Annotated in this window: 14 protein-coding genes; 4 read left to right on the top strand and 10 right to left on the bottom strand. The window is 72.2% G+C overall.

Features of this window, described 5'->3' with window-relative positions:
* Window positions 1-100: 100 nt before the first annotated feature.
* Entirely contained in the window at window positions 101-1135 is a 1035-nt protein-coding gene (locus ACZ5GT_RS13820) for a GNAT family N-acetyltransferase (protein ID WP_469021398.1), read from the top strand.
* Window positions 1136-1237: 102 nt separating this feature from the next.
* On the opposite strand, the gene ACZ5GT_RS13815 is transcribed toward ACZ5GT_RS13820, so the two are convergent.
* Together ACZ5GT_RS13815 and ACZ5GT_RS13810 are read right to left on the bottom strand one after the other, a co-directional pair.
* A complete protein-coding gene (locus ACZ5GT_RS13815; protein ID WP_469020867.1) occupies window positions 1238-1717 on the bottom strand; it encodes a hypothetical protein in 480 nt (159 codons plus the stop codon).
* Window positions 1718-1923: 206 nt separating this feature from the next.
* Complete coding sequence (locus tag ACZ5GT_RS13810; RefSeq protein ID WP_360745625.1) at window positions 1924-3207, bottom strand: adenylosuccinate synthase; 1284 nt, start codon at window positions 3205-3207, stop codon at window positions 1924-1926.
* A gap of 196 nt (window positions 3208-3403) precedes the next feature.
* Between ACZ5GT_RS13810 and ACZ5GT_RS13805 the strand changes: the two genes are divergently transcribed.
* Complete coding sequence (locus ACZ5GT_RS13805; protein WP_469020863.1) at window positions 3404-4243, top strand: diacylglycerol kinase family protein; 840 nt, start codon at window positions 3404-3406, stop codon at window positions 4241-4243.
* On the opposite strand, the gene ACZ5GT_RS13800 is transcribed toward ACZ5GT_RS13805, so the two are convergent.
* Window positions 4221-4832 carry a Uma2 family endonuclease gene (locus tag ACZ5GT_RS13800; protein ID WP_469020860.1) on the bottom strand — a complete coding sequence of 204 codons (612 nt, stop codon included), beginning with the start codon at window positions 4830-4832 and terminating at the stop codon, window positions 4221-4223. The two genes, ACZ5GT_RS13805 and ACZ5GT_RS13800, sit on opposite strands and share 23 nt — an antisense overlap.
* Before the next feature lie 76 nt (window positions 4833-4908).
* A complete protein-coding gene (locus ACZ5GT_RS13795; RefSeq protein WP_469020855.1) occupies window positions 4909-5442 on the bottom strand; it encodes a GbsR/MarR family transcriptional regulator in 534 nt (177 codons plus the stop codon).
* A gap of 73 nt (window positions 5443-5515) precedes the next feature.
* Here ACZ5GT_RS13795 and ACZ5GT_RS13790 point away from each other — a divergent pair, with 73 nt between their 5' ends.
* Both ACZ5GT_RS13790 and ACZ5GT_RS13785 read left to right on the top strand, forming a co-directional pair.
* Window positions 5516-6409, top strand: coding sequence for an ABC transporter ATP-binding protein (locus ACZ5GT_RS13790; protein WP_469020852.1), 894 nt, complete (start codon window positions 5516-5518; stop codon window positions 6407-6409).
* Window positions 6406-8010, top strand: a complete 1605-nt coding sequence (locus ACZ5GT_RS13785; protein WP_469020849.1) for an ABC transporter permease — start codon at window positions 6406-6408, stop codon at window positions 8008-8010. The genes ACZ5GT_RS13790 and ACZ5GT_RS13785 overlap by 4 nt, the downstream gene beginning before the upstream one ends.
* Before the next feature lie 90 nt (window positions 8011-8100).
* Here the strand turns inward: ACZ5GT_RS13785 and ACZ5GT_RS13780 are convergent, their stop codons facing one another.
* The 6 genes from ACZ5GT_RS13780 to ACZ5GT_RS13755 form a co-directional block, all read right to left on the bottom strand.
* Window positions 8101-9306 carry a cytochrome P450 gene (locus ACZ5GT_RS13780; RefSeq protein ID WP_469020846.1) on the bottom strand — a complete coding sequence of 402 codons (1206 nt, stop codon included), beginning with the start codon at window positions 9304-9306 and terminating at the stop codon, window positions 8101-8103.
* Between the two features lie 66 nt (window positions 9307-9372).
* Complete coding sequence (locus tag ACZ5GT_RS13775) at window positions 9373-10038, bottom strand: response regulator (RefSeq protein ID WP_469020843.1); 666 nt, start codon at window positions 10036-10038, stop codon at window positions 9373-9375.
* Window positions 10035-11384, bottom strand: a complete 1350-nt coding sequence (locus ACZ5GT_RS13770; protein ID WP_469020837.1) for a sensor histidine kinase — start codon at window positions 11382-11384, stop codon at window positions 10035-10037. Before ACZ5GT_RS13770 ends, ACZ5GT_RS13775 begins: the two co-directional genes overlap by 4 nt.
* A gap of 455 nt (window positions 11385-11839) precedes the next feature.
* Window positions 11840-12709, bottom strand: a complete 870-nt coding sequence (locus ACZ5GT_RS13765; protein WP_469020831.1) for an alpha/beta hydrolase — start codon at window positions 12707-12709, stop codon at window positions 11840-11842.
* Window positions 12710-13016: 307 nt separating this feature from the next.
* Complete coding sequence (kynU, locus tag ACZ5GT_RS13760; protein ID WP_469020828.1) at window positions 13017-14210, bottom strand: kynureninase; 1194 nt, start codon at window positions 14208-14210, stop codon at window positions 13017-13019.
* A complete protein-coding gene (locus tag ACZ5GT_RS13755) occupies window positions 14203-15033 on the bottom strand; it encodes a tryptophan 2,3-dioxygenase family protein (protein WP_469020823.1) in 831 nt (276 codons plus the stop codon). The genes kynU and ACZ5GT_RS13755 overlap by 8 nt, the downstream gene beginning before the upstream one ends.
* Window positions 15034-15251: the final 218 nt, after the last annotated feature.

Here is a 15251-nt window from a genome sequence, read left to right as displayed (position 1 = left end):
AGATCCCTCCAAGGCGTCGCCGGGTACTCTCGCGTTGGCTGAGGGGAGTTGCCGAGTGGTTCGGTCACGTGGACCTGTTCTGCGCACTCAGAGGCTGGTGATGGAGCCGATCCGCCGCCAGGACAGCCACGATCTCTTCGAGGCTGTGGTCAGTCAGGACAGCGTCATGCGGTGGCTGGCGACCGGCCGGGCGGACGGCCGGTCCGCGGCCGAGTCCATGTGCGACGATCACGTCGCGCACTGGGCCAGGCACGGCTACGGCGACTTCGCGGTCAGGGACGCGGCAACCCACGCCTTCCTCGGACGGGTGGGACTGCGCAACCGGGCCTACTACGGGGCCGACCTCGGCTTCGCCGTGCATCCACGTGCGCAGGGCCGCGGCATCGCGAGGGAGGCAGGCCGTGCCTGCTTGGACCTGGCGTTTCGTCGGCTCGCGCTCCCGGCCGTCTTCGCATTCGTCCTGCCCGGCAACGCGGCCTCGATCGCAGTGCTGCGCCGCCTGGGTGCCCAGGAGGCAGGGACCGTCCGGTCCAGCGGTCTGCACTGTCTGCGGTACCGGTTCGACCCCACCGCCGGCCCGGCAGCGACGGGGCATGCGTTGGGCGACGGTGATGGCGGTGATGCGGAGCTCCGACTGCGCTATGCGCCCGGCCCAGGCGATCGGGAGGACGACGCCGCACTCCGCAGCGGTCTGCCCGACCCCTTCGAAGTCAGCGGACTCGGTCTGGTCCGGGCGGACAAGGAACACACGCTCACGGCCGTCTGTGAGGGTCGGCCGGTGGCTTCTCTGGGATGGTTGCTGCGGGACATGGCGTTCGATGGGACACCGCGCCGTGTCGCCGGGCTGGGCAGTGTGCTGGTGCACCCTGCTCATCGGGGCCGGGGCATTGCCAGGACCATGCTCAGCGTCGCGGTCGAACACGCACGGGCCGCCGGGGCCGAGACGGTGATGCTGCTGTGCCGCCCGGAGCTGGTCCCGCTCTGCACGCAGCTCGGATGGCGCCAGGTGTCTGCGCCGGTCAGCTTGCGGCAGCCCGCCGGTACCCGGCTCTGTCCCCTGACCACCATGACGTACGACCTGGCCGTGCTGCCTCGGCCCACCGTGAGCGTGGACCTGCTCGGTCTGCCCTTCTGACGGTGTGGGTGGGCTGATGTCTTCCCATGCCCACACCGACGATCCGGCAGGTCCGGCCGTCACCTGATCACCTGTGCTTTCGTGCCTGTGGCGCCAGTGCGGCTATTGTCCTGCCGCCGGGTCGCCGTCGCCGAGGCCGATCCACCAGTGTCCGTCGTCCTTGACCAGCAGAAGTTCCTGCCGCTGCCCGGTCTGCTTGTAGGTCACCGTGATGGGGTTGAAGTAGTCGACGGAGCCTTCCAGCACGGTGATGTCAACGTGTCCGCCCGCGGCCCCGCCGTATTCGCGCACGTACTGGGCCGCGGTGGGTCCGGGTTCCTTGTAAGCGGGTCCGGCAAGTTCGGCGACTCCCTCGGCGTCGCCGGCCTTGAGCCGTTGCACATAGATCCGGACGAGGGTGTCGACGTCTTCGGCCGTCTCCTGCACGTCGGGGTAGACGGACTTCTGCGCGCGCACCGTGACGTCGACGGTGGGCGCGTCGGCCAGGGCGTAGGGCGCCCGCAACCAGTTCCACCACACGGCCGCGGCGATCCCGGCGACGACGAGTACGGCGCCGGTCAGCAGGAGGACTCGCTTTCTCACACGCACCTTCACCTCAGTACCAGTTCCTGCTCGTCGCGCAGGGACCGGACGTTGGCCACCCGGAATCTCAGCAGCACCCCGCTTCCTTCACGACGGACAGAGTGGGCGCCTCCCCGGCCCGGTCGGCACCGCGGAGGGCGGGACGGCCGGGCGGGTTCTCCGCACCGGCCATCCCATCAGATCCCCGAGCCCCGGGAAAGGGAGACTCAGAGGAACGAGTTGATCTCGATCGTCTCGTCGCGGCCCGGGCCCACGCCGATCGCGGAGATCGGGGCGCCGGACATCTCCTCCAGCGCCTTGACGTACGCCTGGGCGTTCTTCGGCAGGTCGGCGAAGGTCTTCGCCTTGCTGATGTCCTCGGACCAGCCGGGGAGCATCTCGTAGACCGGCTTCGCGTGGTGGAAGTCGGACTGCGAGTACGGCAGCTCCTCGACGCGCTTGCCGTCGATCTCGTACGCCACGCAGACCGGGATCTGCTCCCAGCCGGTGAGGACGTCGAGCTTGGTGAGGAAGAAGTCGGTCAGGCCGTTGACCCGGGTCGCGTAGCGGGCGATCACCGCGTCGAACCAGCCGCAGCGGCGGTCGCGGCCCGTCGTGACGCCCCGCTCGCCGCCGATGCGGCGCAGCGCGGCGCCGTCGTCGTCGAAGAGTTCGGTGGGGAAGGGGCCGGCACCGACTCGGGTCGTGTACGCCTTGAGGATGCCGATGACCCGGCTGATCTTCGTCGGTCCGACGCCGGCGCCGGTGCAGGCGCCGCCCGCGGTCGGGTTGGACGACGTGACGAAGGGGTACGTGCCGTGGTCGATGTCGAGGAGGGTGCCCTGGCCGCCCTCGAACAGCACGACCTTGTCCTCCTCCAGCGCCTGGTTCAGGACCAGGACGGTGTCGGCGACGTACGGCGCCAGCTTCTCGGCGTAGCCGAGCAGCTCCTCGACCACCTGGCCGACGGCGATCGCGCGCCGGTTGTAGAGCTTGGTGAGGATCTGGTTCTTGACGTCGAGGGCCGCCTCCACCTTCTGGGTGAGGATCGACTCGTCGTACAGGTCCTGGACCCTGATGCCCACGCGGTTGATCTTGTCGGCGTAGGTCGGGCCGATGCCGCGGCCGGTGGTGCCGATCTTGCGCTTTCCGAGGAAGCGTTCCGTCACCTTGTCGACCGTCACGTTGTACGGCGTGATGACATGCGCGTTTCCGCTGATCAGGAGCTTGGACGTGTCGACGCCGCGCTCGTTCAGACCGCTCAGCTCGGAGAGCAGGACCGACGGGTCGACGACGACGCCGTTTCCGATGACCGGCGTACAGCCGGGAGACAGGATTCCGGAAGGGAGGAGGTGCAGTGCGTACTTCTGGTCGCCGACGACGACCGTGTGGCCGGCGTTGTTGCCGCCCTGGTATCGCACTACATAGTCCACCGAGCCACCGAGCAGGTCGGTCGCCTTTCCCTTGCCTTCGTCACCCCACTGAGCACCGAGCAGCACAAGTGCGGGCACGCGCGTACACCCCTTCCGGGCGGGGCATGTCCAAGGTCGGGGGCGTGGGCGTAAGGTTCACCGCCGCGTACCACCGCGACCGCCGTGGTCGCACAACCGTCGGACCGGATGCCCCGGAATAGACGAAGCCCCTGGCGCAATAGCGCAAGGGGCTCTTGCACAAAGATGCTACCCGAGGAAGCGAGGCAGGACCGAGGTGGCGACTTCAGCGACTTCCGATCAGCTGCTGGTGGTCATCGATCCGGTCGCCCGGCGGACCGACGGAGAGTCGGTCCGTATCGCGAAAGACGTGCTCAGCGCGGGTGCGTCGACGAAGCTGTGCCTTCCGGAGGGCCCCGAGGAGTTCGCCCGGGCGCTGCTGCGCAGGGGTTCGCGACGGCCGGTGGTGGTGGGTGACGACCGTGCGCTGATGCGGGCGGTGGCGGTGCTGCACCGGCAGCGGGAGCTGGCCGGGTGCGTGCTGTCGGTGGTGCCGGTGGGCGGCGCGCTCTCCGTGGCGCGTTCCCTGGGCGTGCCGACGGGGGCGGTGGCGGCGGCGCGGGCGGTGCTGGACGGGGCGGAGCGGCGGCTGGACCTGCTGGTCGACGACAGCGACGGGGTGGTGCTGGGCGCGCTGCGGATCCCGCCGGTGGTGCGGCAGCCGCCCGCCGCGGTCGCCGGGCACCCCTGGCTGCGGACCTGCCAGTCCCTGGTGCGGACCCTGGTGCCGGCCCGCCCGGCCCGTGAGACGTCCCTCCCGGCGCCGCGGGCCGCCCGGCTGCGGGTGGAGGTCGACGGGGTGATGCTGGTGGACCTGGACCAGCCGCTGGAGGCGGTGTCGGTGACGCCGGGCTGCACCGGGGTGGCCGAGGTGGAGGTGCGGCCGCTGTCGGTGGGCGCGGAGGCCTCGCCGCTGCGGTCGGAGGGCCGCACGGTGACCGTGTCCGGCGTGGACTTCCGCTACTGGGCGGACGCGGCGGTCGCGGGCCCGGTGCGCCGGCGGACGTGGACGGTGTGGGAGGGCGCCTGGCGTCTCACGCTGCCGGGGGCTGCGTAGCGGGCGGTTCGAAGCCCGCGGTGTCGAGGAGGCAGTCGAAGGGCTGCGGAAGGGGCAGCTTCTCGCCGAACGGCTTGGTGCAGCGGGCCTCGTAGCCCTTGGCGGACGGGGTCGAGAAGACGGTCGCCTGCTTCTCCTGCATGTCCAGCAGCAGGTAGACAGGAATGCCCGCCCTTCCGTAGACGAGGACCTTGTCGGTGAGGTCGTCGTCACGGGTGGAGGGGGAGGTCAGCTCGGCCACGAACGACAGGCCCTCGCCGTCGAGGTGGCTGCCCGTCGTCTCGAAGGTCCGCTCGTGGGCGGCGTGGATGTCGGGGCCGTACGCTCGCTCGTCGCCCGGGAAGACGTACAGGAACGGTGACCGATCGATGACATGGCCTTGCGGAAGGTGCGGCTCCAACTGCTTGCACACCAGCTCCATCACACGGCGGTAGTACCCCTTCGACCACGGCGACAAGACGATGTTCCCCCTGATGATCTCGGCCTTGTAGCCGTCGGGCACAACCAGCTCGTCGAGGGCGTCGAGAAGCTCCTCGAAACTCTGGGGCTCGGTGCCGCTTATCGTCGGTCGCTCAGTCATCAAGGTCATGATGCGCCCTCCCTCTGCCGCAGACCAGCCGGAACTCAGAGTAGCCGACCGGTCACAAAGAAATGAAATCGCCCCGTCACCCTCCGTACAGCTTCTCGCGGTGGACTCGCCAGCGTTCCATCATCTCGGCGATGTCCTGCTCGACGAACTCGAAGAAGGCGAGGGTCTCGGCGAGCCGGCGGCCCGCCGGGGTCTCGGCGCCGAGGCTGGTGACTCCCTCGCGCATGGCGTCCTCCCAGCGCTTGATGATCGCCTCGCGGTTGGTGAGCGCCTGGTACCACTGGTCGCTGTGCACCCGGTAACGCTCCCGCCGGGAGCCGGGCTCGCGCTCGCGGGAGAGCATGTGGACCTGTGCCAGGTAGCGCACCGCTCCGGACACCGCCGCGGGGCTGATCTGCAGCTGCTCGCCGAGTTCGGCGGAGGTCAGGGCGCCGTCGTCGGAGGCGAGCAGCGCGGCGAAGACCCGGGCGGGCATGCGCGGCAGCCCGGCCTCCACCAGTTGCGCCGCGAAGTGCTCGACAAAACGCGAGACCCCTTCGGGGTCTCGCTCCGCCGCGTTCGGGGTCGCGTCCGGGATCGTGTCAGGGGCCGCCTTCGAGTCGTCCGTCATCCTCTTAGCTTACCGGGCATTCAGACCATTCTGTATCTTCACAAATTTCTGAATGTAGCGTATCTTCTGAAGCATGACGAAGGCCATCACCGTCTCCGGACTGCACAAGTCGTTCGGCAAGACCCACGCCCTGGACGGGCTCGACCTGGAAGTGGCGACCGGCGAGGTCCACGGGTTCCTCGGCCCGAACGGCGCCGGCAAGTCCACCACCATCCGCATCCTGCTCGGCCTGCTGCGCGCCGACTCCGGCGCCGCGCAGGTGCTGGGCCGCGACCCGTGGCGGGACGCGGTGGAGGTGCACCGCCGCATCGCGTACGTCCCCGGTGACGTGACCCTGTGGCGCAACCTCTCCGGCGGTGAGGTCATCGACCTCTACGGCCGCCTGCGCGGGGGGCTGGACGCGGCACGGCGCGCCGAGCTGATCGAGCGCTTCGAGCTGGACCCCACGAAGAAGGGCCGCGCCTACTCCAAGGGCAACCGGCAGAAGGTCGCCCTGGTCGCCGCCTTCGCCTCGGACGTCGACCTGCTCGTCCTGGACGAGCCGACGTCCGGCCTCGACCCGCTGATGGAGGAGGTGTTCCAGCGCTGCGTCCGGGAGGAGCGCGAGCGCGGCCGGACCGTCCTGCTGTCGTCGCACATCCTCAGCGAGGTCGAGGAGCTCTGCGACCGGGTCAGCATCATCCGCAAGGGCGCCACCGTGGAGAGCGGTTCGCTCACCGAGCTGCGCCACCTCACCCGCACCAGCGTGACCGCCGAACTCGCGGGCCCGCCCAACGGGCTGGCTCACCTGCCCGGCGTGCACGACCTCGACGTCCAGGGCCGCCGGGTCCGCCTCCAGGTCGACAGCGACAAACTGGACGGCGTGCTCAAGCAGTTGAGCGAGTCGGGTGTGCGGTCCCTGACCTCCACCCCGCCCACGCTGGAAGAGCTGTTCCTGCGGCACTACCAGGACGAGGTGTCCCGATGACCACTCTCGCGGTACGGGCGCCGGGCGGCGGGTCCCGCCAGCTGGCGGGCACCAGCACGCTGTTGCGCTTCGCGCTGCGCCGCGACCGGGTGATGATCCCGGCCTGGGTCGCGGTGAACGCCATGATGATCCTCTCCATGCCGAACACCCTGAAGGGCCTGTACGGCACCGCGGCCGAACGCGCCGACCTGGTCCGCCAGGTCACCACCAACACCTCCTTCCGCGCGCTGACCGGCCCGGTCTTCGACACCTCCATCGGCGCGCTGACGGCCTGGCGCGCCGGCGCCTACGCGGGCCTGCTCGCGGCGGCGACCAGCCTGCTCGTCGTCGTACGGCACACCCGGGACGAGGAGGAGAGCGGACGCCAGGAGCTGATCGCGTCCGGGATGGTGGGCCGGCGGGCCCCGCTGACGGCCGCCCTGCTCGCGGCGGCCGTCGCCAACGGCGTCCTGGCGCTGCTGGTCGCGGGCGGTCTCGCCGGCCAGGGCGCCCCCGGCGCGCTCGCGTTCGGCCTCGGCCTCGCGGGCGTCGGCATGGTCTTCGCCACCTTCGCGGCGATCGTCGCCCAGCTCACGGAGAGCGCGCGGCTCGCCCGCGGCCTGACCTCGGCGGCCCTGGGCGCGGCGTTCGTGCTGCGCGCGGCGGGCGACTCGGCGACCGACGACGGCTCGTCGGTGCTGACCTGGCTGTCGCCGCTGGGCTGGCTGGAGAACCTGCGTTCCTTCGCCGGTGAACGGTGGTGGGTGCTGCTGGTGTTCGTGGCGGCGGCCGCCGTGCAGGCCGCGGTCGCCTACGAACTGGCCGGCCGCCGCGACATCGGCATGAGCTTCCTGCCGTCCCGGCCGGGACCGGCACGGGGCCGGATGGGCACGGCCGGCGCCCTCGCCTGGCGGCTGCAACGCGGCAGCCTGCTGGGCTGGAGCATCGCCTTCTTCCTCGCCGGGGTCGTCTACGGCGGGCTGACGGACGGGGTGGCCGACCTCATCGGCGACAACCAGGGCGCCCGCGACATCTTCGAGCGCATGGGCGGCCAGTCCGGGCTGACGGACGCGTTCCTCGCGTCGATGATCGGCATGCTGGGCCTGGTCGCGTCCCTGTACATCGTCGCCTCCGTCCTGCGCCTGAACAGCGAGGAGACGTCCAGCCGGGCGGAACCGATCCTGGCGAACGCCGTGGGCCGGCTGCGCTGGGCCACCGGCCACCTGATCGTCGCCTTCGGCGGCTCCGCCCTGATCATGCTGTTCGCCGGGCTCGGCTTCATCGCCGGCTACGGCAAGGAGGCCGGACCGATCCTCGGGGCCTGCCTCGTGCAGCTCCCGGCGGTGTGGGTGATCGGCGGACTGGCGGTCCTGCTGTACGGCGTGCTGCCGCGGGCGGCGATGGCGGCCTGGGGCGTCGCGGGCGCGGTCCTGCTGATCGGCTGGGTCGGCCCGGCGCTGGACGCCCCGCAGGCGGTGCTGGACCTGTCCCCCTTCGGCCACCTGCCGAAGCTCCCGGGCGCCGACATGGAGTGGGCGCCGGTACTGATCCTGCTCGCCCTCGCGGTGGCCCTGCTGGCAGCGGGCCTGGCGGGCCTGCGCCGCCGCGACATGACCTCCTGAACCGCCCCGGGGCCCGGGGTCTGCCGGCCGCTGTACCGCTTGTGCCTCCCGGTGTCGCGTCCGACGCCGGGAGGCACAAGCGGTATGCCGTCAGGCGACTTCCACTTCCAGGGCCTTCAGGCCCCGGATGACGAAGTTGGGCTTGCGTTCCGGTTCCGCCGCCAGGGTCAGGGCCGGGGCCTGTTCCAGCAGGGCCCGCATCGACGCCGCGAGCTCGATGCGGGCCAGCGGCGCGCCGATGCAGTAGTGGATCCCCGCGCTGAAGGAGATGTGCGGGTTGTCCCGGCGGGTGATGTCCAGCGTCTCCGGCGCGGCGAAGACCTCCGGGTCGTGGTTGGCGGAGCCGAAGAGCATGGCGATCTCCGCACCCCGCGGGATCGTCGTACCGTCGATCTCGATGTCGTCCAGCACCCAGCGCTCGAACAGCTGGAGCGGGGTGTCGAAGCGCATCAGCTCCTCGACGGCCGTCGGGACCAGGGAGTGGTCCGCGCGCAGCGCCGCCAACTGGCCGGGGTGGCGCAGCAGCGCCCACCAGCCGTTGACCGTGGCGTTGACCGTGGCCTCGTGGCCGGCGTTCAGCAGCAGCACCGCGGTCGAGATCATCTCCTGTTCCGTCAGCCGGTCGCCCTCGTCGTGCGCCGCGATCAGCCCGGAGACCAGGTCGTCGCCGGGCCGCCTGCGGCGCTCCGCGATCAGCTCCAGCAGGTAGTCGGAGAACTCGACCGACGCCCGCACCGCCCGGCGGGCCGTCTCCTCGGACGGGTTCAGCTCGTACATCCCGCAGATGTCCGCCGACCAGGGCCGCAGCAGCGCCCGGTCCGCCTCCGGGATGCCCAGCATCTGCGCGATCACCGCCACCGGCAGCGGCTCCGCCACGTCCGTCAGCAGGTCGCCGCCGCCCGCCGCCACCAGGCCGGACACCAGCTCCCCGGCCAGCCGCTCGACGTACGGGCGCAGCGACTCCACCGTCCGCGGGGTGAACGCCTTCGACACCAGCCGCCGGATCCGGGTGTGGTCCGGCGGCTCCAGGTCGAGCATGCCGTGGTCGTTGAGCACGTGGAACGGCTCGTGCTCCGGCGGGGGCGGGGTGCGGCCGAACTCCTCGTGCGTGAAGCGGTGCAGGTAGGTCCGGCCCAGACGCCGGTCCCGCAACAGCGCCGAGACGTCCGCGTGGTGCGGCACCAGCCACTGGTCGGTGGGCTCGTAGTAGTGCACGCGGCCCCGGGCACGCAGTTCGGCGTAGGCGGGGTAGGGATCGGCGACGAACGCCGGGTCCCACGGGTCGAAGGCTGCCATACGGCGACGCTAACCCGGCCGCCCCGCGCTGACCAGAGGCGCCCGGACAGCCGCACCGGGACCCGTTCAGCCCGGCGTGACCAGCCTCGCCTCGTAGGCGAACACCGCCGCCTGCGTACGGTCCCTGAGGCCCAGTTTCACCAGGATGCGGCTGACGTGCGTCTTGATCGTCGACTCGGCGACCACCAGCCGCCCGGCGATCTCCGCGTTGGACAGCCCCTGCGCGATGAGCACCAGCACCTCCGTCTCCCGTTCCGTCAGGTCGCCGTAGGCCGCGTGCGCGGACGACAACGGGCGCGGGGCCTTGGACAGCTTCGAGAACTCGGTGATCAGCCGCCTGGTCACCGACGGCGCGAGCAGCGCCTCCCCGGACGCCACCACCCTTACGCCATCGGCGAGTTGGCGGGCCGAGGCGTCCTTGAGCAGGAAGCCGGACGCGCCCGCCCGCAGCGCCTGGTACACGTACTCGTCCAGGTCGAAGGTGGTCAGCACCAGCACCTTCGACGCGCCGTCCGCGGCCACGATCTCCCGCGTCGCCTCGATGCCGTTCAGCTCGGGCATGCGGATGTCCATCAGCACCACGTCCGGGGCCAGTTCACGCACCCGGTCGACCGCCTCGCGCCCGTTCACGGCCTCGCCGACGACCTCGATGTCCGGCATCGCGTTCAGCAGCACCGAGAAGCCCTCGCGCACCATCATCTGGTCGTCCGCGACCAGCACCCGGATGGTCATGCCCCGTCCTCGCCGGTCCGGGCGACCGGCAGGAACACCGTCACCTCGTAGCCTCCGTCGTCCGACGGGCCCGCGGTCATCTCGCCGTTCAGCATGGAGACCCGCTCGCGCATGCCGGTGACGCCGTGGCCCGCGCCGGGCGAGGGCTTGACCAGCGACGGCTCCGGCGGCGGACCGTTGACCACACGCAGCCCCAGGCCGCCCAGCACATAGCCGATCTCCACCCGGGCGCTCGCGCCGGGCGCGTGGCGCAGCGTGTTGCTCAGCGCCTCCTGCACGATGCGGTACGCCGACAGCTCCACCCCCTGCGGCAGTTCGCGCACCGCGCCGGTGACCGTCTTCTCGACGCTCAGGCCCGCGTCCCGCACGTTGGCGAGCAGCGCGTCCAGGTCGGCGAGGGTGGGCTGCGGGGCGTCCGGGGCCTGGTAGTCCTCGGCGCGGACCACGCCCAGGACGCGGCGCAGTTCGGCCAGCGCCGCCACCGCGTTCTCCCGGATCGTCGCGAACGCCTTCTCCAGCTCCGGCGGCGGGTTCTCCACCCGGTACGGGGCGGCCTCCGCCTGGATGGCGACGACCGACATGTGGTGGGCGACCACGTCGTGCAGCTCCCGGGCGATGGTCGTGCGCTCCTCCAGCAGGGTGCGCCGGGAGCGCTCGTGCTGGGTCGCCGTCTGCTGGGCGGTCACCTCCCGCGCGGCCTGCCGGCGCACCTGGAGGACGGCGACGGCCAGCAGCACCAGCGCGGAGACGACCAGCAGCGGTCCGGTCGCCGACGTGTAGGGCCTGCCGACCAGGATCTCGGCGCCGAAACCGTACACCGCGGTCAGCACCCACATCCACGCCGCCGTGCGCGGCCTGGTGCGCAGCGCCACCACCGTCAGTACGACCAGGTGGCAGACGATGCTGCCCGGCTGCCACGGCCAGCCGCCCCCCTGGCTGACGAGCAGATCGGAGAACGGGGCGGCGGCCAGCGAGCACCAGAACGCGCCGACCGGCCGCAGCAGCGTCAGCAGGACCGGGCCCAGCGCCAGCAGGGCCCCCAGCAGCGCGCCGAGGCCGTTCCCGACGTCCGCCGAGGCCAGCGCGAGGGCCGTGGTCAGCAGTCCGGCGGCCACCACCAGGGCGTGCGGCGTCCAGACCGCGTACTCCCGCCGGATGCGCGGGGGCAGCCGCCGGGTCAGCGGGCCGTCGACGGCCATGGGGGGCAGCGGGCGGTAGGCGAAGGCGTCGTGGAACAGGTCCTGCCGCAGCCCGCGCAAGGCGCCCGCGGCCAGCCGGAACTCCGCGCCGCGGGGCCCGCCCGCGCCCGGAGCCGACGTCGGCTGCATCGGTGTCGTCTCGGTCACGTCGCACACGCTAGGCGGGGACGGGGAGCGGCGTCGTCCCCTGCGAGAAGGGTCCTGCCCCGTCCTCCTCAGGTACTACGGACGGTGAAGGGCGTCGGCGCCGAGGGCTGGGACGCCCGCCGGAACCCGCCGGCACCCGTCGGGGACGCGCGGGCCCATCGGCCCGTCGGCCCGTCGGCATCCGTCGACACCCGTCGACACCCGCCGGGGGCCCGTCGGCATCCGTCGGTATCCGTCGGGGGCCATCGGCACCTACCGGCATCCGTCGGGGACGCGCGGGCCCGTCGGCACCCGTCGACACCCGCCGGGGGCCCGCCGGGAGCCCGTCGGGAGCCCATCGGTACCCGTCGGCACCCGTCGGGGGCCATCGGCACCTACCGGCATCCGTCGGGGACGCGCGGGCCCGTCGGCGCCTGCCGGTGCCGACGGCAACCGGGCGCCCGCCGGGGTCCGCGTCACCAAGCCAGTTGGGCGATCTCCTCCGCCACCACCGCGCAGGCGTCCGCCGCCGGGTCGATCAGTGGGAAGTGGCCCACGTCCTCCAGCAGCGTGAGGCCCACCACCTCGCCGGCCTTCGCCGCCGCGTCCGCGTAGGACTCGGCGACCGCCTGCGGCACGTCGACGTCGGTGCGGCCCTGGACCAGCGTGGTCGCGATGCCGGTGGGCAGCAGCAGCGCCGGATCGGCGTACGGGCGGCGCTCGGCGAACGCGTCGTCGCCGCCCAGGAACTGGCGCGCGGCACCGCCGCACACGTCCAGCTTGTCGGCGACCTCGAAGTCGGCGATGGGTGCGAGGGCGACCACGCCGCGCAACGGCGCGGGACCGTCGGTGCGCCAGGGGGCGTCCTCGGGCAGCAGGTGCCGCGCCGCGGCCCACAGGGCGAGGTGCCCGCCGGCCGAGTGGCCGGTGACCACCGTGCGCCGCGGGTCGGCCTGCGGGAGCGCCTCGCGCACCAGCCCGGGCAGCGCGTCCAGCGCCGCGGCCACGTCGTCGAACGTCTCGGGCCACCGCCCGGCCGCAGAGCCGCCGCCCGCCGCGCCCCTGCGGTACTCGATGCTGGCCACCGCGAAGCCCCGGCGGGCCAGGAAGGCCGCGAACGGGGAGATGTGACGGCGGTCGTACGGCGCCCGCCAGGCACCGCCGTGCACCACCGCGACCAGCGGGGCGGGAGAGCCGGGGACCTGCTCGCGGCGCGGGGCGTAGAAGTCGATCACCTGATCGGGGTGGTCACCGTACGCGGCGGTGGCGTCGGGATCGACCGCCGGGTGCGAGAAGGCCGACTCCTCTTCCGCGGCGGCTCGGGATGCTGCGGACGCGTCCGGCATGCTCCAACCTCTCAGCGACGATGCGGGTACCTCCCAGGCTTTGGGCACTGGGGGAGGGTTTGACGGACCAGGTGATGTTCGGCCGTTGGCGGGGACGGTATCAGGCCGGTGACATGGGAGGACACCGGCATGTGACGCACGGTCAGGCATGAGCGGTTCTGTACCGACCCGTCCACCCTGTCCGTGCCGTCCGTGCCGCCCGTGCCGTCCGTGCCCTCCGCCCTGTCCGACCCGGCAGACCGGCCGGGCCGGCCCGAACTCGACGAGCCCGAACCGACCCCGCCGGTCGCACCGGCCCCGTCGGCCGCTACGCCAGGACCTCTCCCAGCACCCGGGCCGCCCGCTCCACGTCACCGAACCCGACGTACAACGGCGTGAAGCCGAAACGCAGCACGTCCGGGTGCCGGAAGTCGCCCACGACCCCGCGTTCCACCAGCCGCTTCATCGCCTCACCGGCGTCGTCGCAGCGCAGGGCGACCTGGCTGCCGCGCTCCTCGTGGCGTACCGGCGTCAGGGACTCCACCCGGCCCGGCGCGACGTACTCCGCCACGCACCGCAGGAAGAAGTCCGTCAGCGCGAGGGACTTGGCCCGCACCGCCTCCACCCGCACCCCGTCCCAGACCTCCAGCGCCGCCTCCAGGGCGAGCATGGACAGGATGTCGGGGGTGCCGACCCGGCCGCGCACGGCGCCGGGAGCCGGCGCGTAGTCCGGCCGCATGCCGAAGGGCTCCGCGTGGGAGTTCCAGCCGGGCAGCGGCGAGTCGAAGCGGTCCTGCAACTCCTCGCGCACGTACAGGTAGGCGGGCGAACCCGGGCCGCCGTTGAGGTATTTGTACGTGCAGCCGACCGCCAGGTCGACGCCGTGCTCGTCGAGCCCGACCGGCAGCGCACCCGCGCTGTGGCACAGGTCCCAGACCGCGACGGCGCCCGCCGCGTGCACGGCCGCGGTCAGCGCCGGCAGGTCGTGCAGCCGCCCGGTGCGGTAGTCGACGTGGTTGAGCAGCACGGCGGCGGTACGGTCCGACAGCGCCGCCGGCACGTCCGCGGGCGCCACCGGGCGGACCGTGCGCCCGGTCAGCCGCGCCGCCGAACCGGCGATGTAGCCGTCGGTGGGGAAGGTCGTCGCGTCGACGAGGATCTCGTCGCGGGCCTCACCGGCCAGCCGCACCGCCCCGACCAGGGCCTTGAAGACGTTCACGCTGGTCGAGTCGCCGACCACGAGCTGCCCCGGCGCCGCCCCGACCAGCGGGGCGATCCGATCGCCGATCCGTTCCGGCGCCGTCCACCAGCCGCTCTCTTCCCAGGACCGGATGCGCAGCTCGCCCCACTGCCGCCGGACGACGTCGTCCAGCCGCCCGGGGACGGTCACCGGCAGCGCGCCGAGCGAGTTGCCGTCCAGGTAGACGGTGTCGCCGGCGTCGTCGAGCACGAACCGCTCGCGCAGCCCGGCCAGTTCGTCGGCGGCGTCCAACTCCGCCGCCCGCGAGATGAGTTCAGACATGGGACCGCGCCGTCCACAGCTCGGGGAAGACGTTCTTCTGCGCGCGCTTCTCCAGCCAGGCGACCCCGGCCGAGCCGCCCGTGCCGGGCTTCGCGCCCATCGCGCGGCGGGTGGCGACCAGATGGTCGTTGCGCCAGCGCCACACCAGCTCCGCCACGTCGGACAACGCCTCGCCCAGCCGGGCGAGTTCGTCGCTCTCGTCGCCCGCGTAGACGGCGGCCCAGACGGCCTCCACGGCGTCGGACGGCTCGTAGCGCAGGGAGACGTCGCGGTCCAGCAGCGCGTCGGGGATCGGGTGGCCGCGCCGGGCGAGCAGCCGCAGCACCTCGTCGTACAGGCTCGGCTCGTGCAGCGCCTTCTCCAGTTCGGCGTGGACGCGGGGCGCGCCGCGGTGCGGAACCAGCATGGACGCGGACTTCTCGCCGAGCAGGAACTCCATCCGGCGGTACATCGCCGACTGGAAGCCGGACCCCTCGCCCAGGGCGCCGCGGTAGGAGTTGAACTGGGCGGGCGTGAGCTGCCCGAGCGGCTTCCAGGAGGCGTTCAGCGCCTCCAGCTCCCGTACGGACCGCTTCAGCGCGGCGATCGCGGTCGGTACGTCGTCGCCGCGCAGGGCGCGGGCCGCGGTCTCCCACTCGTGGACGATGACGGTGAACCACAGCTCCATGACCTGGGTCGTGACCAGGAAGACCATCTCTCCGGGATCGTCGGAGAGGGTGTGCTGGAGGTGGGTGAGCACGTCCGCCTTGACGTAGTCCTCGTACGGCGTCGTGCCTGCGAAGTCGAGATGCGGGGTCTCGGGCGCGTGGGCCTCGTGTGACATCGCTGTCTCCTGTTGTTGCTCCGGGTAGCGGTCCGCCCCTGCCGTTACCGACACGGGGGCCCCGGTCCCCGCCGGGCATCTTCTTCGATGGTCCGCCGAAAAGGCAAGGCCCGCCTGAGCACCGGCGCTTTCTAGGGGTCGTCGCAACACGTGGTCGTGTTGGTCAGGCCGCGAGCAGTTTATGCAGGCGCTCGGCTGGGGTTTCCCAGCCGAGCGTT

It is taken from the genome of Streptomyces sp. NPDC031340 (assembly GCF_055569945.1).
Note: the sequence above shows the minus strand (reverse complement) of the source record. Positions and strands in the feature narration are given on the sequence as shown.